Genomic DNA, 21271 nt, shown 5'->3' on the forward strand with positions numbered 1-21271 from the left:
ATAAAAATCAAGTTTTATGCTACATTAATTACTTCTTCTATTATTGGTGCATATTTTTTTATGGTTGCTTCGACACCGTTTTTTAAGGTCATTTGATTTACTGAGCAACCACTACAAGCTCCCTCTAACTGAACTTTTACGGTATTATTTTCGATAGACAATAGCTTAATATTACCGCCGTCGCTTACTAAAAAAGGGCGAATTTCTTCTAAAGCTTTTTCTACATTACTTTCTATTTCTGCTGCTGTCATAACTTTTTTATTATTTAGTACTACAACCACTCATGGTAGTGATTCGAACTACTTCGGTTGCTGGTAAATTTTCGTTTCTTTTTAATAGTTGAGAAAGCATCTCTTTAGTTGCATTGGTAAATGCTTTTTCTAAAGGGCTATTTTCTTGTAATGCTACTGGGCGACCAACGTCACCTGCCTCACGAATACTTTGCACTAATGGTATTTCTCCTAAGAAACTTGTTTCAATATCTGTTGCTAAATTTTTAGCGCCACCTTGACCAAAAATATAGTATTTATTGTCTGGCAATTCAGCCGGTGTAAAATACGCCATGTTTTCTACAATTCCCAATACTGGTACGTTAATACTTTCTTGTTTAAACATTGCAACTCCCTTTTTAGCATCAGCTAAGGCTATGTTTTGTGGTGTACTTACTACTACCGCTCCGTTAATTGGCACTGCTTGTACGATTGATAAGTGTATATCACCGGTACCAGGGGGTAAATCAATTAATAAGAAATCTAACTCTCCCCAATCTGCATCAAATATTAATTGGTTTAATGCTTTTGATGCCATTGGTCCACGCCATATTACTGCTTGATTAGGGTCGGTAAAAAATCCTAATGATAATAATTTTACGCCATAATTTTCGACAGGTTTCATTTTAGATCGCCCATCAACTTTTACTGCTAAAGGTTTTTCTAAAGCTACATCAAACATTAAATGTTGTGATGGCCCGTACACATCGGCATCTAAAACACCTACTTTAAAACCCATTTTTGCTAAAGAAACAGCCATATTAGAAGTTATGGTAGATTTACCTACACCTCCTTTACCTGATGCAATTGCAATAATATTTTTAATATTCGGAATTTCTTTTCCTTTTATTTGTGTTGGGTTTTCTTTTGGTTTTGCCTCAACCTTTACATTCACTTTCACGTCAATTGCCTTATCAACATGTTCGTTAATTGCTTTTGTTATTTCAACTTCTACCTTCTTTTTTGCTTGTAAAGATGGATTTGAGATGGTTACATCTACAATTACTTCGTTTCCAAAAGTAACAATGTTTTTTATATTTTCGTTTTCAACTAAACTTTTACCTTCACCAGGTGCAGTAATAGTTTCTAACGCTTTGTATATATCTTGTTTTTTAAAACTCATTAGAGTATTTAATTTAATTAATTACAAGTTACAAAGATACATTTTAACACTTAGAAAATAAAGTGTTTAGATTGTGAAAATTTATGAGGTAATAAGGAGTTTTTATTGTAATTCTGTAGATGGGTTCCAGAATATTTTATCGAAGTTTTGAATTTGATTTTCAACTACAACTACTCCTTCGCTTTCTAGTAATTGTTGCATCAAATTAGTACCTTCAAAATGATGCTTACCTGTTAAAAGTCCTTTTCTGTTTACAACTCTGTGCGCAGGAATATCGTCTAAATTATGTGCTTTGTTCATTGCCCAACCTACCATTCTTGCAGATCTTGCAGCACCTAAATAAACAGCAATTGCTCCGTAACTGGTTACTTTTCCGTGTGGAATTAATCGCGCTACCTCATATACTTTTTCAAAGAAATTTTTATCTGACATGGTTGTAAATATACCTAATTTTTAATCTTTGGCTAAACAATACTTAATATTGCGTTAGTGATTGAAGTAAGTTATAGTGTAAGGCTGAAAGCACGCCCCGAAAGGGGAGCGTCCAAAAAAAATTGCAAAAAAAAATTCCTACTAGTTGCAGGAATGTCTTTTTTCGATATTAGTAATTTAACTTAAACCGAATATAGGTTATTGGTTTCCCAACTTCTAAATATTGTTTTTCGTAAAAGGTTTGTGTTGAAGTTACCTCTTCAGGAGCGCCTTCATTTTTATACACATTGTGGTTTGCGTGTATTATTTCGTGCCCCTCGCCATGCAATAAACCTAAGGTGTAACCGTGCATAAATTCGCTATCGGTTTTTAGGTTCATAATACCATCTTCTTTTAAAATTGTATGGTATCTTTTTAAGAATGCTGTGTTGGTCATTCTATGCTTGGTGCGTTGGTATTTTATTTGTGGATCTGGAAAAGTTATCCAAATTTCATCCACTTCATTTTCAGCAAAAATATGTGCCACTAATTCTATTTGAGTTCTAATAAAGGCAACATTTTGCATATTGTTTTCTATTGCTGTTTTTGCTCCACGCCAAAAACGAGCTCCTTTAATATCAATACCAATAAAATTTTTATTCGGATTTTTTTCTGCTAATGCAATTGTATATTCTCCTTTACCACACCCCAGCTCTAAAACAATAGGATTATCGTTTTTAAAAAAGGTATTCCATTTTCCTTTCAATGAAAAATCGTTAATAACCTCTTCTCTTGTTGGCTGAATTACATTTGCAAACGTTTCATTTTCTTTGAAACGTTTTAGTTTATTTTTGCTTCCCAATGTTTCTACAAATTAAGCTCTATCCTCTGTTCCTTCTTTTAAGAAAGTAGCAGATTGCTTCATCCAATAAGCAAATAACACTAATAAGATTAATAAAAACCCCCAGTTAACAGCATTTGAGGTCCACCATCCTAAGTCTCCTTTTGCAACTTCTAAGCGCAACCACTTAAATGGCACTAAAATGAACTCAAATAAATCTCCAATTAATCTAAAAATATTTAATCCTAACATAACTTGATTATCTTTACAGTTGCAAAAGTATAAAAAGAAACTATGTTAGCCAATTTTTTCGGTAAATCTAAGCCTGTTAATTTTCTCGTGATTTTCACGTTGTTTTTAGTGTACTTTTTTTTGCATTTTTTTTACACCGAAATCTCGTTTAATTCGATTAAAGAATTATTTTATTTTGTGGTTATTTTTGCTGTTTTCAACTTTATTCTTGCAAAAAATCAATTAACATTTGACAATTCTTATGCTTTTTTGTTTTTTGTAATACTTATTGGTTTTTTTCCTACTGTAATAAAGATTAATTATACATTATATGCTACTATAACCATATTGCTTTTTTTACGCAAAGTATATAGTTTACAATCATCCAAAAATACGCTTCACAAATTGTTTGATGGCGGTTTGTGGCTAGGTATTTCTTTTTTAATTGAACCTTACACTGCTGTGTTTGCAATATTATTGTACGCTTCAACGTATTTGCACCAACGCTTTACCTATCAAACCTTATTAACTCCTTTAATCAGCTTTGGTAGTGTTATTTTTTTATTTTTTACATATTGTTTTTGGTATGAAAAAACGGCTGATTTTTACCTACTTTTTAACTGGAGTTATTTATATAATATTGACTTATACTTAAGCACGAAGTATCTTTTTCCTAATATTATTATCGGAATTTTTGTGATTTTAGCTTTTATGCTAAAAAGCCCGAAGGCTTTGGCTGTTTTAAATACTTTTAGAAAAAACTGGATTTTAACTTTTATCCACCTTACAACCTCAATAATTGTTGTTTTATTGATAAATCCTAAAAATGGTAGTGAATTACTGTTCTTGTTTTTTCCTACTGCTGTAATATTAGCAAATGGTTTAGAATTGTTTCAAAAAAAGTGGTTTGTTGATGTATTATTATTACTTTTTTTAATTAGCTCAATACTAATAATATTTGTATAAAATTATAGTTTTGCTCCAAAAGCTAAATCACCAACATCTCCTAAACCAGGCACAATATAACCTTTACTATTAAGCTCTTTATCAATATCAGCAATCCATAAATTGGTATTTTCTGGGAAAAATTTTTCTATAAATTCAATACCTTCGGTAGCACCTATTACTGACATAATATGAATTTCTTTAGGGGTTCCGTGTTTTTTTAACGCTTCATAAACTGCCACTAACGATTTTCCTGTAGCAATCATAGGATCGGCTAACAATAATGTTTTTCCTTCAATTGATGGAGAAGCTAAATACTCAACTACAATATCAAACTCAGTATCATTATTAGGGTGATTACGATATGCTGATATAAAAGCATTTTCAGCGTCATCATAATAATTTAGCAATCCGTTATGTAATGGTAATCCGGCTCTAAGAATAGAACATACGACCAATCTATTTACAGGAAATTTTGTTTCTTTTACACCCAAAGGGGTTTCGATATCTAATCGTTCGTAGGTTAAATTTTTACTTAATTCATATCCTAATATCTCGCCAATTCTTTCAATATTTCTACGAAATCGCATGGTGTCTTTTTGAATACCGATGCTTCTAATTTCTCTTAAATATTTATTTAAAATTGATGTTTCTTTTGCTAGATGATGAATTTTCATACTTTAATTTATTTATAGCTAAATTACAAAAAAGAGGGGTTTAATGTAAATAAAAAAGGGGTATCCTTAAACAAAAAAATAGTTATTACTAATTAATAAATCTTTTTAACACCTCTATTAAAATCTCTTTGTCTTCAATATAACTCATATGTCCATTAGGCAGTTCAATAAAAGGAGTTTTTGTGCGTGCTGCTTCTTCAATGACAGATTGATAATTTAAAACAGTATCTTTTTTACCTACAACAATTAATCGTTTATCAATAGTTTGTATAGTGGCTTCTTTATTTTCTCTTAACTGCATTCCTTTTGTTGCTGCAATATAACCTTGTACTGAAGTTTGTTTAGCTATTTTTTTTACCTCAGCAATTTTTACAGAAAACTGCTCGCGGGTTTGAGGCGTAAATAAATTAGCTACAGACATTTTAACTAAGTTATCATAATTTACTTTTGCCATTTCACAAGCTCTTAAACGCAAACTTTTTCGCTCGTTAGAATCTGCCTGTGCAGTTGAATTTAATAAACATATTCCTTTTATATTTTTCGGATAGAGTTCTGCAAAAGCCAACGAAACATAACCACCCATTGAATGTCCAATCATATAAAATTTACGCAATAGTAAAGTATTTAAAACCTCTTTTACAGCCATAGCCATGTCATCCATTGTATGTACATAACCAATACTATCTGTATTTCCATGCCCTAATAAATCAATACAAATTACTCGGTTCTTTTTTATCAACTCTCCTTTAATATCATTCCATATTATACTGCTTTCAAGAAATCCATGCAGTAACACAATAGCACTTCCTTTACCAACGTCTGAATATGCTATTTTACTATTTTTATAAATGAGAATCTTTTCCATCTTGCAAAAATATGTATCTTTCGCTAGTATTTATTCTAAAACCATGTTAACGTCACCTTTTTCTTCCTTATCAGATATTGCAGAAAAAAAACTTACTTTATTTCTTGCTACTGCTACTGTTTGTATACTATATGGCATGTTAAGGATTGATTATTATTTAATAAATGATGTTTGTGAAAACGGAATTTTATCTTTCGAATTAGCAAAAGATTTTAACATTTCAAAAACTATTTTAAACTCTTGGAGTACGAAATCGAAAATTTGTGCTGGAATTAGCCTAGGGCTAGATTTTTTATTTTTAATGATTTATCCGCTATTAATTGCTTTATTAATTCACAAGCTTAATGAAATTATTTGGAAAGGGCACTCTTTTTATTTTGTAGGGATAATCTTGTTATTTTCACAACTCTTAACCGCCATTCTTGATACTATTGAAAACATTGGATTGATACAATTGTTACTAGGTAGTACCAATAGTAATTGGAGTTTAATAGCCTATTATTGTGCTTTTATAAAATTTACAATAATCTCAATTGCTCTTATATACTTGGCTATAAATTTTATCCCTCTTATTATTAAAAACACCACAAAAAATGAATAAAACAAAAGATATATATGTTACTGGATTCGCGTTGTTTTCTATGTTTTTTGGTGCAGGTAATTTAATTTTACCTCCTTTTTTAGGTAAAAATGCAGGAAATTTATGGAGCTGGGTAACCATTGGTTTTTTTATTACCGCAGTATTCATTCCTATTTTAGGAATTTTGGCACATGCCAAATTACAAGGAACTTTATATGATTTTGGTAAAAAAGTATCTCCTATTTTTAGCACCGTATACTGCCTCCTTATCTACACTATTTCAATTGCATTACCAGCTCCAAGAACAGCATCCGTTACTCATGAAATGGCAATTGCTCCTTATTTTAATAGTAGCTCACTAATAACAAGTAGTATTTATTTTAGTTTGGTTTTTGTTTTTGTTATGAACCGAACAAAAGTGTTAAATTTATTAGGCAAATTTTTAACTCCTTTAATAATCTTAATCCTATTATCGATTATAATTATTGGAATGTTTTCATCTCCAGAAACAATGAATTTATCTACTTTTAAAACACCTTTTATTAGTGGATTATTAGAAGGATATCAAACTTTTGATGCGATTGGGGCTATTGTTGTTGGTGGTATTTTGGTAATTTCTATCAACTTTAATAAAGAAACTTCTTTTAAGGCAAAGAAAGAATTAATTACCAAAGCTGGTTTTATTGCCGGATTAGGACTATTAATTATTTATGCTGGGTTGATTTATAATGGTGCATTGTTTAACTCAATTTTTAATCAAACAGCCACTAGATCTGAAGTTTTAACCGCATTAAGCACGCAAACTCTTGGTAATATTGGCACACTATTTTTAAGCGTACTAGTTAGTTTGGCCTGTTTTACTACTGCTGTTGGAATTATTACCGGAACTGCCGATTATATAAAAGGAATTACTAATAATTTACAAGAAACTTATATAGCAACCGCTATTATTGGTTGTGCTCTTGGCGTTTTAATAGGTCAATTAGATGTTCGTAATATTATAAACATTGCTTTACCTGTTTTAATGTTTATTTATCCAATTACTATTGTGCTAATAATTTTAAATGTTATTTCAGATAAATACACCTCTGCACTAGTTTTTAAAATTGTGGTAGCTATAACTTTTGTTTTTAGTGTTCCTGATTTTTTAGAATTTTTTATTGATAAAGAATACTTAACTAAAGTTAAAACTATAATTCCACTAGCAAATCAGCATTTAGGTTGGGTATTACCGGCTACTATAAGTTTTATCTTAACCAATATTATAAAAATAAAAAAGCCTGCATAACGCAAGCTTTTTTATTTTCACATAACTTTATTAAAACCTATACCCTAAGTTTATACCCACTCTTGGTACAACAGAACGAGATTCTGAAGAAAACATATTTCTACCTAGTCCTCCATAAACATCAATTACAAAACCACCACCAGAAATATATTTAGATCCTATTGCTAAACCCAAAGCACCATCTGTATACTCGTTATTATTGTTAATGCCGTTATTAATTCCTAAAAATACTTCTCCAAAATAATTCCAGTTACTATTGTCTGTAAAATAGTGACGAAAATAAGGAGTAATCATCCATTCTTCGTTGTAAGCAAAATCAGATGATTTTTTTTCAAAATTAAACAAAGCTGACAATCCTATTGATGAACGACTGGCCGTGTAATGTTCATACGAAACCTCTAGGGTTTTTAATGCCAATGCATCAAAAATATCGATTTTTACTTCTTGTTGTGCCTGTGAAAATGAGCTGATTAAAACTACAGCTATTAAAAGTATTTTTTTCATCTTTAAATTTTAAATCAATTATTGTTATACGTAACTTTAACTATCAATTACAATACCACAAACATACATTAATTACAGAACGTGCTACCAATAAAATAATCTATTCTTTATTATCAAGAACAACCACAGTCGGTATTACAATTTTTGCTTTTTTTAGTTTTAATAAAAAACTTATTTACTAAAAAAAGGACTGCTAAACCTACAATTATATATGTAATAATTTCTTGCATTAACTCAATATTTGATAAGCTGCAAAGGCAGATAGATACGCCAAAACTCCCATGCCTACTAATTGTATAATTGGCCATTTCCAACTTTTAGTTTCTCTTTTAACAATTGCTAAAGTTGCCATACACTGCATTGCAAAGGCATAAAATAGTAATAAGGACATTCCTGTTGCAAAATTAAAGCGCTTTTTACCAGTTTCTTGATTTATTTCTGACGCCATTTTTTCTTTAATCGTTGTAATATCCTCACCATCATTTTCAACACTATAAATAGTTGCCAAAGTACCAATAAACACTTCTCGTGCTGCAAATGATGCAATTAAACCAATTCCTATTTTCCAATCATAACCTAATGGTTTTACCACTGGCTCTATCGTTTTACCAGCTATACCTATATAGGAATTTTCTAATTTTTCTGAGGCAATTTTTTGTGATAACTCTGAGGGTAATAACTGCTGATTAGCTGGGTTTTCAATCACATTTTTTTCTACATTTTTAAATGATGTTGGTCCGTGCGATGCTAAAAACCACAATACAATAGAGATGGCTAAAATTATTTTTCCTGCTCCAAAAACAAAGGCTTTTGTTTTTTCTAACACGTCAAAAAACACATTTTTTAATGACGGTAGCTTATAATTAGGCATTTCAACTACAAAAAACGAGTTATTTTTTATTTTTAAAGTTTTATGTAAAATATAAGCGCCAATTATTGCAGCACCAAAACCAAGAACATACAAACTTAGTAAAGTTAACCCTTGTAAGCTTAAAACTCCAAATACTTTTGTATCAGGAACAATCAAAGCTATTAAAATTGCATACACAGGCAAACGTGCAGAACATGTTGTAAACGGTGTTACTAAAATGGTTATCAAACGCTCTTTCCAACTAGATATGGTACGTGTTGCCATAATTGCTGGTATAGCACATGCTGTTCCTGAAATTAAGGGTATTACACTTTTACCACTCATTCCAAAACGGCGCATAATTTTATCCATTAAAAACACCACTCTACTCATATAACCTGTTTCTTCTAAAATAGCTATAAATAAAAATAATATAGCTATTTGTGGTATAAAAATAACTACTCCTCCAATTCCTGGAATAATTCCTTCGGTTAACAAATCAGTTAATTTACCTGACGAAAGGTTCATCTTTGTAAACTCAGCAATGTTAGCAAACAAACCGTCTATAAAATCCATTGGCATAGAAGCCCAATCAAAAACAGATTGAAAGATTAACAATAACAATCCGAAAAAAATAAAATACCCAAATATTTTATGTGTAAAAACCCTGTCTAATTTCGATCGTAAATCGGTTGCTTTTGATGTATCAACCGTATAGGTTTCTTTTAAAATTGAATTTATTTTTTGATAACGATAAATGGTTTCTTTATGCTGATAACTTTTTTGCTTTGGCTCATTTTTCTCAAACAACTCTAGCTCTTTTTTCTCATCCTCAGATAATAAAAAAGTATGCTTTTGGGTAAGCATCATCCACAATTTATAAGATAGAAAACTAGGATTTATCTTTTGTAATTCCTTAAAATAATTTGTGTCTATTTTTGATGAAATTTCATTAAAACTAGAATAAGTATCTAACTCTTTATAATTTTCTATTGCAGTTTTTACAGCACCTACCCCTTTATTATTTCTTGCTGATATCAATACTACTTTTGTATGTAAATCCTTTTCTAACTTTTTAATATCAATTGAAATTCCCTTACGCTGCATCTGATCAGCCATGTTTAAGGCTAAAATAGTAGGCATTTCTAAATCTTGAATCTGAGAAAAAAGCAACAAATTTCGTTTTAAATTCTCAACATCAGCAACAACTACAATTACATCAGGTTTTTCATTTTCATCAGCATTCAACAATGTTTTTAAAACAATACTTTCATCAATTGATGTTGGATTAATACTATAAGTCCCTGGCAAATCGGTTATAATTGCCGATTTTTTGGCTGATAATTTACAAGTTCCTTCCTTTTTATCAACCGTTACCCCTGGGTAATTACCAACTTTTTGATTTAACCCTGTTAATTGATTAAATAATGATGTTTTTCCGGTATTCGGATTTCCAATTAAAGCTACTTTAATACGCTTGTTCATCAGTTATATTTTGGTAATTGTAATTTTACTTGCCGTTTCTTTTCGTATTGCTAAATGACTTCCATCTACACATATATAAACCGGATCATTAAAAGGAGCAACTTGCATTAATTCAACTTCTGTACCTGGCAAACAGCCCATTTCTAATAATTTTAAAGGGATAATATCTAAGCAGTCTTCAGATATAATTCCACGTTCTCCGATAAGTAAAGTTGCAATTGAATTCAAAATAACACATATAAATTGGCTTGCAAAGATACTAAAATAGAACCATTCTAAACAATACACTTGTAACTATCTTACCTTTCATTTTTAAGGTTGTTCTCTGTATTTGAAATCTTATATTTGTTGCATGACTTTCGATCAAATTATAGGACAAGAACATATAAAAAAACATTTACAGCAATCTGCTGAAAATAATAGAATACCACACGCGCAACTTTTTATTGGTAAAGAAGGTACAGGTACATTACCAATGGCAATTGCTTATGCTCAATTTTTGTTATGTAAATCATCAAGTAACGAAGAGGCTTGTGCTATAAAATGCAATAAATTACAGCATCCTGATTTGCATTTTGCTTTTCCTGTAACCACCAACGATTCGGTAAAAAAACACCCTGTTAGCAACTTATTTTTGAATGACTGGAGAAGTTTTATCGAAAAACAACCTTATGGAAACGTTTTTGATTGGTCTAAACATATTGGTGTAGAAAATAAACAAGGGCAAATAGGGGTTGATGAAGCGCAAGATATTGTTAAAAAACTACAACTAAAATCGTATGAAGGTGGTTTTAAAGTAATGATTATTTGGATGGCGGAAAAAATGAATATTGCAGCCGCAAATAAGTTATTAAAATTGATTGAAGAGCCCCCTAATAAAACAATTTTTTTATTGATTACTGAAGATGAAGGGCAAATTATAAACACCATAAAATCAAGATGCCAAGCATTAAACTTTCCTTCACTAAGTGATACAGATATTGCCGATGCTTTAATTGAAAACGAAAACATTTTGGAAAATGAAGCGGTTAAAATTGCGCATCAATCCGAAGGAAATTACAACAAAGCATTGCATATTTTAAATAATAATTCAAATGATTTAATTTTTGAAGAATGGTTTATTACTTGGATTCGTGCAGCTTTTAAGGCTAAAGGTAATGCTGCCGTTATACAAGATTTAATCGGCTGGTCTGAAATTATTGCAAAATCAGGTAGAGAAACACAAAAACAATTTTTACAATATTGTTTACAGTTTTTTAGGCAAGCTCTATTATTAAATTACGGCACACCTGATTTGGTTTTTTTAGAAACAAAATCTGCAAATTTTCAACTTTCAAAGTTCGCTCCTTTTATACACAGTGCTAATATTTTAACTATTGAAAAAGAAGTAAGTGAAGCTCAATATCATATTGAAAGAAACGGAAATGCTAAAATAATTTTATTAGATTTATCTATTAAATTAACCCGTCTTTTACATAGTAAAGAAGAAAAAATTGAATCATAATTATGAAAATAAAACACCTTTTTATCTTACTTTTCGGATTACTTTTTGCTACCTGTAATCAAAATAAAAAAGATACCCTTAAAAATTATATGATTGGTAATTGGGAAACCACTTATTTAAAAATAAAAATGGTTACCGTAAATAAAACTGATAGTACATCCGTTTTTGAAGATAATTTTAGTAAACCCAATACAGGTAAAGCCCAATCTTCTTATAAAAAAGATGGAACATTTTCAGCTTGGTTTAAACAACCGGATGGTAAAAAAATAGATGAAACTAGCGGAAAATGGAAAACCAAAAACGATAGTTTATATATTAATTATACATATTTAGGAAAACAAGTACAAGCCTGGTATAAAATAAATAAAACAAAAAAAGGTTTTAAAGGAACCGTAATATACGATTGGGATAACGATGGCGAGTTTGACGATACCTTAATTATGAATACTAAAAGACTAAAACAATAAGTTTGCTAAATATTAAAAACATATCGCTACGAATTAGAATTTTTTTATCAATGATACTATTGGTATTATTGGCCTCTATTTTAATTATAAGTGTTACTATATATCAATACGGTGAACAAACGGATGATTATAATAAACTTCGCTTTGAACGTAAAGAAACATCTACTAAAAATGATATTGAAATTGAATTAAAGCGTAGAACAACATACCCTGTAACCACTAGTAATTTAGCTAAAATTTTTCAAGACCGGATTTATAATATTGCGTACGTTCATAAATTAACAATATCTATGTTTGATATGAATGGGCAATTATTAAAATCGTCAATACCTTATAATTTTGACAAGAAAGAAGGCAAAAACTTAACACAAGAAACCGTTAATAAGCTTGCCAACAGCTCTGAACACCGAATACCAGGAATTGAAATAAAAGAAGGAATTACCTATCAATCATCTTTTTCTTATTTAACAGATACTAGATTTAAAAGAATTGGTATTTTACAAATACAAATAGCCCAAAATAATGAGGAACAAAAACATGAATTACGTGAATTTATATCGCGCTTATTACTTGTTTATCTTTTAATGTTTATAATTGCTATTGCTTTGGCTTATTTTTTATCGAGTTATATTACCCGATCTATTCAAACAATTTCTGCAAAAATTAAAGAAACCCGTTTAAATCAGCGGAATGAAAAAATAACCCTAAACTCAGCAAGCTCTGAAATAAACTCTCTTATTGACTCTTACAATAATATGATTGATCAACTAGAGGAAAGTGCTGTAAAATTAGCTAAAAGCGAGCGTGAACAAGCTTGGAGAGAGATGGCTAAACAAGTGGCGCATGAAATAAAAAACCCATTAACACCAATGCGTCTTTCTGTGCAAAGTTTTGACAGACGATTCAATCCTGAAGACCCAAATATTAAAGAAAAAATGTCTGAATATAGCGAAACATTAATTCAACAAATTGATGTACTAAGCTCCATTGCTTCTGCTTTTTCTGACTTTGCAAAAATGCCTACACAACGTCGTGAAAAACTAAATGTTGTTGATATTGTTAAACATTCTCTTGATATTTTTAACGAAAACTATATTCATTACATACCACAAGAAACCGAAATCTTTGCACATTTAGATAAAACTCAATTAATTCGTGTTGTAACAAACTTAGTTAAAAATGCTACACAAGCTATTAAACAAAATGAAATCAACCCAAAAATAGAAGTAAAAGTAACTTCTGATAGTAATAATTTAAAAATTATTGTTTCTGATAACGGAAAAGGTATTGCAGATACTAACAAAGAATTAATTTTCGAACCTAAATTCACCACCAAAACAAGTGGTATGGGCTTAGGTTTAGCCATGATAAAAAACATAATTGAAGCGTATAACGGAACCATCAGCTTTACATCAACCGAAGGTATCGGAACCGTTTTTACCGTAATTTTACCCAAAACTTAATCCAATGAAATTCGAAAACATTTTAGTAACTATTGCTAGCGGATTAGCAACTATTACCATCAACAGACCAAAAAAATTAAACGCTTTAAATAGTACAACTATAAAAGAATTAAGTATCGCTTTTGAAACTTTAGAAGACGATATTACCGTAAAAACAATTATTATTACCGGTAGTGGTGAAAAAGCTTTTGTTGCAGGTGCTGATATTGCTGAATTTGCTAATTTCTCTGTAGAAGAAGGAGCACATTTAGCTAGACTAGGCCAAGAATCTCTTTTTAATTTAGTAGAAAATTTAGCAACACCTGTAATAGCAGCTGTAAATGGTTTTGCCTTGGGAGGCGGACTAGAATTAGCGATGGCTTGTCATTTCAGAATAGCATCAGATAATGCAAAAATGGGGTTACCAGAAGTATCTTTAGGAGTAATTCCTGGCTATGGAGGTACGCAACGCTTACCTCAATTAGTTGGTAAAGGAAAGGCGATGGAATTAATTATGACCGCAGGAATGATCTCTGCACAAGAAGCTAAAGAATGGGGATTAGTAAACCATGTTGTTAACCTGGAAGAGCTTTTACCTCTAGCTGAAAAATTAGCTAGTAAAATAATGCGTAATTCATCAGTAGCAATTAGTGCTGCTATTAGAGCCGTGAATGATAATTTTAAAGATGGTGTTAACGGTTTTGAAACTGAAATAGCTGAATTTGGTGATTCATTTGGAACAGAAGATTTTAAAGAAGGTACTACTGCTTTTTTAGAAAAAAGAAAACCCAATTTTCCTAATAAATAAAAAATATTATTTAAAATTAAAAAAGCATCTAGATAACTAGATGCTTTTTTAATTTTAAGGGGAAAAAATTTATAACTAAGGGGATTATTACTTAATGAAGTAAATATATACATTATTATCAATAAACAGCTAATTTAATTAATTATTTTTCACTAAAACAACACATTTACCGAAGCAAAAACCACAAAACACTCTATTTCAATGCATTCCATTCAATATAAAATTGCTTTAAAAATGACTCCATATAATTGTGCCTTTGAATTGCTATTTGTTTCCCTCTTTGAGTATTCATTTTATCTTTTAAAAGTAGTAGCTTTTCATAAAAATGGTTAATTGTTGGCGCTGTTGATTTTTTATACTCATCTTTTGTCATGTTCAAATTAGGTTTAATTTCTGGGTCATATAAAACCCTATTTTTAAACCCTCCGTAATTAAAACAACGCGCTATACCAATTGCACCAATTGCATCCAATCTATCTGCATCTTGAATTACAGCTAACTCTGGTGAGCTAAATTTAACTCCATCTGATAAACTTGTTTTATAAGAAATATATTGAATAATATTTTCTATATGAACAATTGATTCTTCATCCACTTCTTGTTTCTCTAAAAACTTACGTGCTAATTTAGGACCAATTGTTTCATCACCATCATAAAACTTTGCATCAGCAATATCGTGTAATAAAGCCCCTAATGAAACGATAAAATTATCAACATTTTCATCTTCAGCTATTAATAAAGCATTTTTGTAAACACGTTCAATATGAAACCAATCATGTCCACCTTCTGCACCTTGTAACGTCTTTTTTACAAATACTATGGTGTTTTTTATTGTTTGTTGTGTATCCATTTTTCAAAAATAAAAATCCTGTGTTAAAAAAACACAGGATTCTAATAACTAAGACAATTTTTATGTCTAAATTAAATTATTAGCCACTAAATACTCGGCTATTTGTATTGTATTTGTTGCTGCTCCTTTACGTAAGTTATCAGAAACAACCCATAGGTTTAACGTGTTTTCTTGCGATTCATCTCTACGAATTCTTCCTACAAAAACCTCATCCTTATTATGTGCTGTTATTGGCATCGGATACAAATTATTTGCTAAATCATCTTGTACAATAACTCCATCTGTATTGTTTAAAATTTCACGAACTTCTTGTAAATCAAAATCATTATTAAACTGTACATTTACTGCCTCTGAATGCCCTCCTGCTGTTGGAATTCTTACTGCAGTTGCCGTTACAGAAAAAGAATCATCTCGTAAAATTTTCTTAGGCTCTTTTACCAATTTCATTTCTTCTTTGGTGTAACCATTTTCTAAAAAAACATCGCAATGTGGTAAAGCATTTCTTCCTATTTTATGAGGATACGCCATCTCTCCATCAATACCAGCTTCTTCATTATTTAATTGTGTTACTGCTTTTACTCCTGTTCCTGAAACAGATTGGTATGTAGATATTACCACACGTTTCATAGTATATTTTTTATGTAACGGTGCTAACGCCATTACTAACTGAATTGTAGAACAGTTAGGGTTTGCAATAATTTTATCATCAACAGTTAAAACATCTCCATTGATTTCAGGAACCACTAGTTTTTTTGTTGGATCCATTCTCCAAGCCGATGAGTTATCAATAACAGTTGTACCAACCTCGGCAAACTTTGGAGCCCATGCTAACGAAGTATCTCCTCCTGCAGAAAACAACGCAACATCTGGTTTCATTGCTACTGCGGTTGCTAAAGTTACCACCGTATAATCGATACCATTATAATTTATTTTTTTTCCAGCAGAACGTTCTGAAGCAACAGGAATTAATTCTGTTACCTTAAAATTTCTTTCTGCTAATACTTTTAACATTACGTTTCCTACCATTCCGGTAGCGCCAACAACTGCAACTTTCATTTTTTAATGTGTTACTAAAATTAATATATACAAAGGTTTAAAAAAATTGAATTAGTTGTATCTGTTTTTATTGATATTTTTAAGTAAAGTTTAAAAAATATCAAATTAATTCAAAAAGTATGTTTTTAAACAGTTAAGAGCAAAAAAACTGTACATTTGTAGCGATTTTTTTATAAATCAAAAACATTTTGTAAAACTTAAAAAAGTATAGCATGCAACTGTACAACAAGTTAAGCGCAAAAGAACGCGCTGCTTTAATTGACGAAGCGGGAAAAGACCGTTTAACCATTTCTTTCTATCAATATTACAAGATAGAAAATCCACAAATTTTTAGAGATAAATTATTTATCGAATGGAACGAGCTTGATGTTCTTGGTAGAACCTATGTTTCTTACGAAGGTATCAATGCGCAAATTTCTGTTCCAGCAGAAAATTTCTTAAAATTAAAAGAACAACTAGATGCGATTTCTTTTTTAAAAGATATTCGTTTAAACGTTGCAGTTGAACAAGACAATAAATCGTTTTTAAAATTAAAAGTAAAGGTTCGTAACAAAATTGTTGCTGATGGGTTAAATGACAACACTTTTGATGTTACTAACAAAGGAATACACTTAAACGCCAAGGAATTTAACGAAATGTTAGCCAATCCAAATACGGTTTGTGTTGATATGCGCAACCATTACGAAAGTGAAATTGGGCATTTTGATGGGGCTGTAACCCCGGATGTTGATACATTTAGAGATTCGTTAGATATTATTGAAGAAGATTTAAAAGATAATAAAGAAGATAAAAACTTATTGATGTATTGTACTGGCGGAATTCGTTGTGAAAAAGCTTCTGCATACTATAAACACAAAGGTTTTAAAAATGTTTTTCAGTTAGAAGGCGGAATTATAGAATACACTCGACAAGTAAAAGACGAAGGAATAGAAAATAAATTTATTGGTAAAAATTTTGTTTTCGACCACCGAAGAGCCGAGCGTATTACCGATGATGTAATTTCTAATTGTCATCAATGCGGTAAAGCTTGCGACACACATACAAATTGTGCCAACGAAGCGTGTCATTTACTTTTTATTCAATGCAGTGAATGCGCCGAGAAAACCGAAAATACTTGTTCTACTAATTGCCAAGAAATAATCCAATTATCTTTTGAAGAGCAAAAAGAATTGCGAAAAGGGAAAGGAAATAGCAATAAGATATTTAAAAAAGGACGGTCAGAAGTTTTAAAATTTAAAAAATAAAACAAATCAAAAGCACTCAATTGAGTGCTTTTTTCTTTTTAAATATGTAATTTTATATTCTAACTATACCCTAAAAAATGCCGCTGAAACCACCTTATCGTAAAATTATTCATGTTGATATGGATGCCTTTTATGCTTCGGTAGAACAGCTCGATAATCCTAAATTAAGAAACAAACCACTTGCTGTTGGTGGTAATGAAATTCGCGGTGTAGTTTCTGCTGCAAGTTATGAGGCTCGAAAATTCGGAGTTAAATCTGCAATGAGTGGATTTTTAGCTAAAAAAAAATGTCCCCATCTAATTTTTGTTCCGCCCAGATTTGATCGATATAAAGAAATATCATCTAAAATTAGGGCTATATTTTATGATTATACCGATTTGGTTGAACCACTTTCTTTAGATGAAGCCTATTTAGATGTTACTGAAAATAAAAAAAGTAATTTATCTGCTAGTTTAATTGCTCAAGAAATTAGGCAACGTATTTGGGATGAACTACAATTAAGAGCATCCGCAGGAATATCAATCAATAAATTTGTTGCAAAAATTGCCTCAGATATTAATAAACCTAACGGGCAAAAAACAATAAATCCAGAAGAAGTAATTCCTTTTTTAGAAGAATTGCCTGTAAATAAATTTTATGGCGTTGGTAAAGTTACAGCGGCTAAAATGCATAATTTAGGTATATTTAAAGGCATTGATTTAAAGAATAAGACTCTCGAAGAACTATCTTTATTGTTTGGTAAATCTGGCTTGCATTATTACAATATTGTGAGAGGAATTCACAACAGTAAAGTAAAACCTAACAGGGTTAGAAAATCAATCGCAGCCGAAATTACTTTTAATGAAAACTTATCTTCTGAAGTTTTTATGTTGCAGCGCCTTGATAAAATTGCTGATGAATTAGAGCGTAGAATGCAAAAAACGAGTACGAAAGGTAAAACAGTTACTTTAAAGATTAAATACAGTGATTTTACACAACAAACCAGAAGTAAGACTGTAAACTATTATATTCAAGATAAAAAAAAATTTTATCCAATAGTAAAAGAACTGTTATATCAAGATGTTTTAAAAAATTCTGTTCGATTACTTGGTATTTCATTTAGTAATTTAAATACTAAAAAAAAAGAATCAACATGGGTTCAATTAAAATTTAACTTTTAAACCAAAGGTATTTTTAACGATACTATGGTACCACATGCATTATCATTTTCGTCAACTAAATCTGTATAATCCAATGAATAATCATTCTCAAATTGCACCGAAAAATTACTTAATCGTTCTTTGGTTAAATTTATTCCAATTGATTTTCGATTTAATGTTTTATTACTTTTAATTCTAAAAGCTTCTTTACGTCCTACCCCATTATCTTCTATATCTATTTGATAAAATTTTTCAGATAATTTATTTACAGATAATTTTATTTTTTTTTCTCCTTTTTTTGAAGACAAACCATGCCAAATAGAATTTTCTAAAAAAGGTTGCAAAACTAAAGGAGGAATTTTAACTGTCTCTAAATTGAGGTTTTTATTAAAATTCTCTTCATAATCTATTTCATTTGAAAACCGAATATTTTCAATACTCATATATAGCCCCATCGTTTTCAACTCTTCTCCAAGAGTTACCTCCTTTACAGTAGATGACTCTAATATGCTACGAATTAACTTTGAAAACTTATTTAAATACCGAACAGCATTTTTTTGTTCATTATTTATAATATATAATTTTATCGAATTTAGTGCATTAAATACAAAATGTGGATTCATTTGAATACGTAAAGCATCTTGTTCTAAATGTAAAATTTGCTTATCATTTTTCAATAAATTTTGTCGATAAATTGAATACAATAACACCCCGAATAAAGCAATAGATACTAATGCTATTATTAAGATGTTACGGTTTCTTAATAACTTTAACTTAGCTATTTCATTTTCCTTTGCTAAATCTTTTATTTTATTAGTGTGTACTTCACTATCATACTTATTAATAAGACTGTTCATATACCTAATATTATTATTACTAGATATTTGATTTTCTAACTCCATTGATTTATGATAAAAGTCTAATGCTTTTTTATAATTTCCTTTTTTCTGATGTAATTCAGATAAATGATTATATGTTGAAACCAAATTTGAAGGAAGGTTATTTTTTAATCCTATTTTTAAAGATTTTTTTAAATATTCCGCTGCTTTTTTATATTTATTTAATTTTATAGATACCCAACCTAAAGTGTTATATACTTCGGATAAGTAATAATTATTTCCTATTTTTTCAATAGCAGTAACTACTTCTGTAATGTAATTATTAGCTTCTTCAAAAGCTCCTTTTTTAATTAAAACGGCTGCAATACTATTATGACAAATTACTTTCCCTAAACTATCATTATTTAAATTATTATAAAACAATGATTTTTTATAACTATTTAAGGCTATATCTATATTTCCAATATTTTTATGCGCAAACCCAATGTTTTGATAATTTATAGCTAAACCCCTTATATCTTCAAGTTTTTCTTGTATTATAATTGATTCTTTAAATTTATCTAATGCTTTTTCATACTGTTTAAGTGTTAAATAAATATTTCCAATACTATTTATTGCAATACTTTTACTTTTCTTTAAATCATTAGAAGTAACACCTATCTTATTTATAATTTCTAAAGATTGTTGATGATAATTTAATGCTGATCTAATTTTATCTTGACGCCTGTAAACAACTCCTAATTGATTTAATGTTACTATTTCAGCTTCAATACTATTTATTGTTTTTATTATTTTTAACGCTTCATTATATTTTTTAATTGCTTTATTGTATACAGCTTTGTTTCTATAAGAACGCCCTTGAATATTTTTTGCATAAACAACCCCTAAAAGATAATTATTTTGCTTACTATTTTCTAAAAGAAAGTTTGTTTCTTGATCGGTAAAATAAACGTTGTTAAAGAATTTTTGAAGTTTAAAATAGTTCTGTTCTTTTTTTTCTATTCCTGCTAATATTAAACTATCTACATTTTTTTGAGATAGACAAATACTAGTTATCAAACAAAATAAAACTATTATAAAGGTGTTTTTCATTATTAAAATTTATCTAAAAAGTCAGATTTTCTTTGACGTGAAACAGGTATTTTATGGTTATCTTCTAATACGATATATCCATCAGATTTTAAAAACTCTTTAATTTTATTTAAATTTACTACAAATGAATTATGAATTCTAAAAAAATGTTCATCAGGTAATAATGAGTTTACTTCTTTTAACTTTTTTGTTACTACTATTTTTTTATTGTTAACTGTATGTATAGAAGAATAATTACCATCAGATTCAACAAATAAAATATCTGATTCTTCTAAAAAAATTAATTTTCCATCAGTATTTATAGTAATTTTTCTTTTATTAAATTTTTTATTGAATTTTAAGAGTATTTCTTCAAACTTATCATTATTTGTATTTTTGGTATGATAGGTCTTAATTCTTTTTATTGTTTCCTCTAAATCGTCTGAATCCACAGGTTTGAGAAGGTAATCAATAGCTTCATTTTTTAATGCTTTTATAGCATACTCATTATAGGCTGTTGTAATTACAATTGCAAAATCTTTTTTCTTTAATTTTTCAAGTAATTGAAAGCCATCCATCGTAGGCATTTCAATATCTAAAAAAAGACAATCAATAGTATTTTCATTAATATACTTTATCGCCTTTTCTGCTTCGGTAAAGGTTTTTATAACTTCTAAATCATTATTAAAATTAGATAACTCCCAAGTAAGACCTTGTATTGCTTTTGGTTCATCATCTACAATTACGGCTTTCAACATTTACTACTTTTTTAATCAAATATA

Annotated in this window: 24 protein-coding genes; 9 read left to right on the plus strand and 15 right to left on the minus strand. The window is 29.7% G+C overall.

Features of this window, described 5'->3' with window-relative positions; genetic code table 11:
- Positions 1-14: 14 nt before the first annotated feature.
- From Q4586_RS01050 to Q4586_RS01070, 5 genes are all read right to left on the minus strand, one after another.
- Complete coding sequence (locus Q4586_RS01050; protein ID WP_068703880.1) at positions 15-251, minus strand: NifU family protein; 237 nt, start codon at positions 249-251, stop codon at positions 15-17.
- A gap of 10 nt (positions 252-261) precedes the next feature.
- On the minus strand, positions 262-1392 hold the full coding sequence (locus Q4586_RS01055) for an Mrp/NBP35 family ATP-binding protein (RefSeq protein WP_271405648.1): 1131 nt from the start codon (positions 1390-1392) through the stop codon (positions 262-264).
- A gap of 102 nt (positions 1393-1494) precedes the next feature.
- Positions 1495-1824: an MGMT family protein gene (locus tag Q4586_RS01060; protein WP_303525561.1), complete on the minus strand. Its 330-nt coding sequence runs from the start codon at positions 1822-1824 to the stop codon at positions 1495-1497.
- 169 nt (positions 1825-1993) lie between these two features.
- Positions 1994-2665: a tRNA (guanosine(46)-N7)-methyltransferase TrmB gene (trmB, locus tag Q4586_RS01065; RefSeq protein ID WP_303525563.1), complete on the minus strand. Its 672-nt coding sequence runs from the start codon at positions 2663-2665 to the stop codon at positions 1994-1996.
- Between the two features lie 12 nt (positions 2666-2677).
- Entirely contained in the window at positions 2678-2896 is a 219-nt protein-coding gene (locus Q4586_RS01070) for a DUF6341 family protein (RefSeq protein WP_068701794.1), read from the minus strand.
- Between the two features lie 42 nt (positions 2897-2938).
- On the opposite strand from Q4586_RS01070, the gene Q4586_RS01075 reads away from it, so the two are divergent.
- A complete protein-coding gene (locus tag Q4586_RS01075) occupies positions 2939-3841 on the plus strand; it encodes a DUF6427 family protein (RefSeq protein WP_303525568.1) in 903 nt (300 codons plus the stop codon).
- 2 nt (positions 3842-3843) lie between these two features.
- Here the strand turns inward: Q4586_RS01075 and upp are convergent, their stop codons facing one another.
- Both upp and Q4586_RS01085 read right to left on the minus strand, forming a co-directional pair.
- Positions 3844-4497, minus strand: coding sequence for a uracil phosphoribosyltransferase (gene upp, locus Q4586_RS01080; RefSeq protein ID WP_068701798.1), 654 nt, complete (start codon positions 4495-4497; stop codon positions 3844-3846).
- Between the two features lie 88 nt (positions 4498-4585).
- The gene (locus Q4586_RS01085; RefSeq protein ID WP_303525571.1) at positions 4586-5362 is read right to left on the minus strand and encodes an alpha/beta fold hydrolase; all 777 of its coding nucleotides are present in this window, start codon (positions 5360-5362) and stop codon (positions 4586-4588) included.
- A gap of 43 nt (positions 5363-5405) precedes the next feature.
- Here Q4586_RS01085 and Q4586_RS01090 point away from each other — a divergent pair, with 43 nt between their 5' ends.
- Positions 5406-5963 (plus strand): hypothetical protein, encoded by a 558-nt coding sequence (locus tag Q4586_RS01090; RefSeq protein WP_303525573.1) that lies wholly within the window; start codon positions 5406-5408, stop codon positions 5961-5963.
- Positions 5956-7230, plus strand: a complete 1275-nt coding sequence (brnQ, locus tag Q4586_RS01095; RefSeq protein WP_303525575.1) for a branched-chain amino acid transport system II carrier protein — start codon at positions 5956-5958, stop codon at positions 7228-7230. The genes Q4586_RS01090 and brnQ overlap by 8 nt, the downstream gene beginning before the upstream one ends.
- A 30-nt stretch (positions 7231-7260) precedes the next feature.
- Here the strand turns inward: brnQ and Q4586_RS01100 are convergent, their stop codons facing one another.
- The 4 genes from Q4586_RS01100 to Q4586_RS01115 form a co-directional block, all read right to left on the minus strand.
- Complete coding sequence (locus Q4586_RS01100) at positions 7261-7734, minus strand: DUF3575 domain-containing protein (RefSeq protein WP_068701805.1); 474 nt, start codon at positions 7732-7734, stop codon at positions 7261-7263.
- A gap of 113 nt (positions 7735-7847) precedes the next feature.
- Positions 7848-8042: a FeoB-associated Cys-rich membrane protein gene (locus Q4586_RS14030; RefSeq protein ID WP_472725597.1), complete on the minus strand. Its 195-nt coding sequence runs from the start codon at positions 8040-8042 to the stop codon at positions 7848-7850.
- Positions 7964-10069, minus strand: coding sequence for a ferrous iron transport protein B (gene feoB, locus Q4586_RS01110; protein WP_303525583.1), 2106 nt, complete (start codon positions 10067-10069; stop codon positions 7964-7966). The genes Q4586_RS14030 and feoB overlap by 79 nt, the downstream gene beginning before the upstream one ends.
- A 3-nt stretch (positions 10070-10072) precedes the next feature.
- Positions 10073-10297, minus strand: a complete 225-nt coding sequence (locus Q4586_RS01115) for a FeoA family protein (protein ID WP_068701809.1) — start codon at positions 10295-10297, stop codon at positions 10073-10075.
- Positions 10298-10421: 124 nt separating this feature from the next.
- Between Q4586_RS01115 and Q4586_RS01120 the strand changes: the two genes are divergently transcribed.
- From Q4586_RS01120 to Q4586_RS01135, 4 genes are read left to right on the plus strand one after another with little or no spacing between them, the layout of a single operon-like run.
- Complete coding sequence (locus Q4586_RS01120) at positions 10422-11573, plus strand: DNA polymerase III subunit (RefSeq protein ID WP_303525587.1); 1152 nt, start codon at positions 10422-10424, stop codon at positions 11571-11573.
- A gap of 2 nt (positions 11574-11575) precedes the next feature.
- Positions 11576-12040 (plus strand): hypothetical protein, encoded by a 465-nt coding sequence (locus Q4586_RS01125; RefSeq protein ID WP_068701813.1) that lies wholly within the window; start codon positions 11576-11578, stop codon positions 12038-12040.
- 50 nt (positions 12041-12090) lie between these two features.
- The gene (locus tag Q4586_RS01130; RefSeq protein ID WP_068701815.1) at positions 12091-13503 is read left to right on the plus strand and encodes a sensor histidine kinase; all 1413 of its coding nucleotides are present in this window, start codon (positions 12091-12093) and stop codon (positions 13501-13503) included.
- A 4-nt stretch (positions 13504-13507) separates the two neighbouring features.
- Complete coding sequence (locus tag Q4586_RS01135) at positions 13508-14290, plus strand: enoyl-CoA hydratase/isomerase family protein (RefSeq protein WP_068701817.1); 783 nt, start codon at positions 13508-13510, stop codon at positions 14288-14290.
- 193 nt (positions 14291-14483) lie between these two features.
- Here the strand turns inward: Q4586_RS01135 and Q4586_RS01140 are convergent, their stop codons facing one another.
- A complete protein-coding gene (locus Q4586_RS01140) occupies positions 14484-15140 on the minus strand; it encodes an HD domain-containing protein (protein WP_068701819.1) in 657 nt (218 codons plus the stop codon).
- Positions 15141-15206: 66 nt separating this feature from the next.
- The gene (locus Q4586_RS01145; protein ID WP_068701821.1) at positions 15207-16196 is read right to left on the minus strand and encodes an aspartate-semialdehyde dehydrogenase; all 990 of its coding nucleotides are present in this window, start codon (positions 16194-16196) and stop codon (positions 15207-15209) included.
- Positions 16197-16408: 212 nt separating this feature from the next.
- Here Q4586_RS01145 and trhO point away from each other — a divergent pair, with 212 nt between their 5' ends.
- Positions 16409-17440, plus strand: coding sequence for an oxygen-dependent tRNA uridine(34) hydroxylase TrhO (gene trhO / locus Q4586_RS01150; protein ID WP_303525597.1), 1032 nt, complete (start codon positions 16409-16411; stop codon positions 17438-17440).
- Positions 17441-17517: 77 nt separating this feature from the next.
- Positions 17518-18600: a DNA polymerase IV gene (gene dinB, locus Q4586_RS01155; protein ID WP_303525599.1), complete on the plus strand. Its 1083-nt coding sequence runs from the start codon at positions 17518-17520 to the stop codon at positions 18598-18600.
- Here the strand turns inward: dinB and Q4586_RS01160 are convergent.
- Together Q4586_RS01160 and Q4586_RS01165 are read right to left on the minus strand one after the other, a co-directional pair.
- Positions 18597-20510, minus strand: a complete 1914-nt coding sequence (locus Q4586_RS01160; protein ID WP_303525601.1) for a tetratricopeptide repeat-containing sensor histidine kinase — start codon at positions 20508-20510, stop codon at positions 18597-18599. The genes dinB and Q4586_RS01160 overlap by 4 nt on opposite strands.
- A 2-nt stretch (positions 20511-20512) precedes the next feature.
- Positions 20513-21247: a LytR/AlgR family response regulator transcription factor gene (locus tag Q4586_RS01165; RefSeq protein WP_068701829.1), complete on the minus strand. Its 735-nt coding sequence runs from the start codon at positions 21245-21247 to the stop codon at positions 20513-20515.
- Between the last annotated feature and the right edge of the window lie 24 nt (positions 21248-21271).

Source organism: Tenacibaculum soleae (assembly GCF_030549005.1).
Lineage (GTDB): Bacteria > Bacteroidota > Bacteroidia > Flavobacteriales > Flavobacteriaceae > Polaribacter > Polaribacter soleae.

What these genes read in the sequence shown, in the direction of transcription:
- Q4586_RS01140 (WP_068701819.1), bottom strand. Translation starts at nt 15,140, where the DNA reads ATGGATACACAACAAACAATAAAAAACACCATAGTATTTGTAAAAAAG.
- Q4586_RS01135 (WP_068701817.1), top strand. Translation starts at nt 13,508, where the DNA reads ATGAAATTCGAAAACATTTTAGTAACTATTGCTAGCGGATTAGCAACT.
- Q4586_RS01085 (WP_303525571.1), bottom strand. Translation starts at nt 5,362, where the DNA reads ATGGAAAAGATTCTCATTTATAAAAATAGTAAAATAGCATATTCAGAC.
- Q4586_RS01075 (WP_303525568.1), top strand. Translation starts at nt 2,939, where the DNA reads ATGTTAGCCAATTTTTTCGGTAAATCTAAGCCTGTTAATTTTCTCGTG.
- feoB (WP_303525583.1), bottom strand. Translation starts at nt 10,069, where the DNA reads ATGAACAAGCGTATTAAAGTAGCTTTAATTGGAAATCCGAATACCGGA.
- Q4586_RS01125 (WP_068701813.1), top strand. Translation starts at nt 11,576, where the DNA reads ATGAAAATAAAACACCTTTTTATCTTACTTTTCGGATTACTTTTTGCT.
- Q4586_RS01055 (WP_271405648.1), bottom strand. Translation starts at nt 1,392, where the DNA reads ATGAGTTTTAAAAAACAAGATATATACAAAGCGTTAGAAACTATTACT.
- Q4586_RS01060 (WP_303525561.1), bottom strand. Translation starts at nt 1,824, where the DNA reads ATGTCAGATAAAAATTTCTTTGAAAAAGTATATGAGGTAGCGCGATTA.
- Q4586_RS01050 (WP_068703880.1), bottom strand. Translation starts at nt 251, where the DNA reads ATGACAGCAGCAGAAATAGAAAGTAATGTAGAAAAAGCTTTAGAAGAA.
- Q4586_RS01100 (WP_068701805.1), bottom strand. Translation starts at nt 7,734, where the DNA reads ATGAAAAAAATACTTTTAATAGCTGTAGTTTTAATCAGCTCATTTTCA.
- Q4586_RS01130 (WP_068701815.1), top strand. Translation starts at nt 12,091, where the DNA reads ATGATACTATTGGTATTATTGGCCTCTATTTTAATTATAAGTGTTACT.
- brnQ (WP_303525575.1), top strand. Translation starts at nt 5,956, where the DNA reads ATGAATAAAACAAAAGATATATATGTTACTGGATTCGCGTTGTTTTCT.
- Q4586_RS01160 (WP_303525601.1), bottom strand. Translation starts at nt 20,510, where the DNA reads ATGAAAAACACCTTTATAATAGTTTTATTTTGTTTGATAACTAGTATT.
- trhO (WP_303525597.1), top strand. Translation starts at nt 16,409, where the DNA reads ATGCAACTGTACAACAAGTTAAGCGCAAAAGAACGCGCTGCTTTAATT.
- Q4586_RS01090 (WP_303525573.1), top strand. Translation starts at nt 5,406, where the DNA reads ATGTTAACGTCACCTTTTTCTTCCTTATCAGATATTGCAGAAAAAAAA.
- upp (WP_068701798.1), bottom strand. Translation starts at nt 4,497, where the DNA reads ATGAAAATTCATCATCTAGCAAAAGAAACATCAATTTTAAATAAATAT.
- dinB (WP_303525599.1), top strand. Translation starts at nt 17,518, where the DNA reads ATGCCGCTGAAACCACCTTATCGTAAAATTATTCATGTTGATATGGAT.
- Q4586_RS01165 (WP_068701829.1), bottom strand. Translation starts at nt 21,247, where the DNA reads ATGTTGAAAGCCGTAATTGTAGATGATGAACCAAAAGCAATACAAGGT.
- Q4586_RS01145 (WP_068701821.1), bottom strand. Translation starts at nt 16,196, where the DNA reads ATGAAAGTTGCAGTTGTTGGCGCTACCGGAATGGTAGGAAACGTAATG.
- Q4586_RS01120 (WP_303525587.1), top strand. Translation starts at nt 10,422, where the DNA reads ATGACTTTCGATCAAATTATAGGACAAGAACATATAAAAAAACATTTA.
- Q4586_RS14030 (WP_472725597.1), bottom strand. Translation starts at nt 8,042, where the DNA reads ATGGCCAATTATACAATTAGTAGGCATGGGAGTTTTGGCGTATCTATC.
- Q4586_RS01070 (WP_068701794.1), bottom strand. Translation starts at nt 2,896, where the DNA reads ATGTTAGGATTAAATATTTTTAGATTAATTGGAGATTTATTTGAGTTC.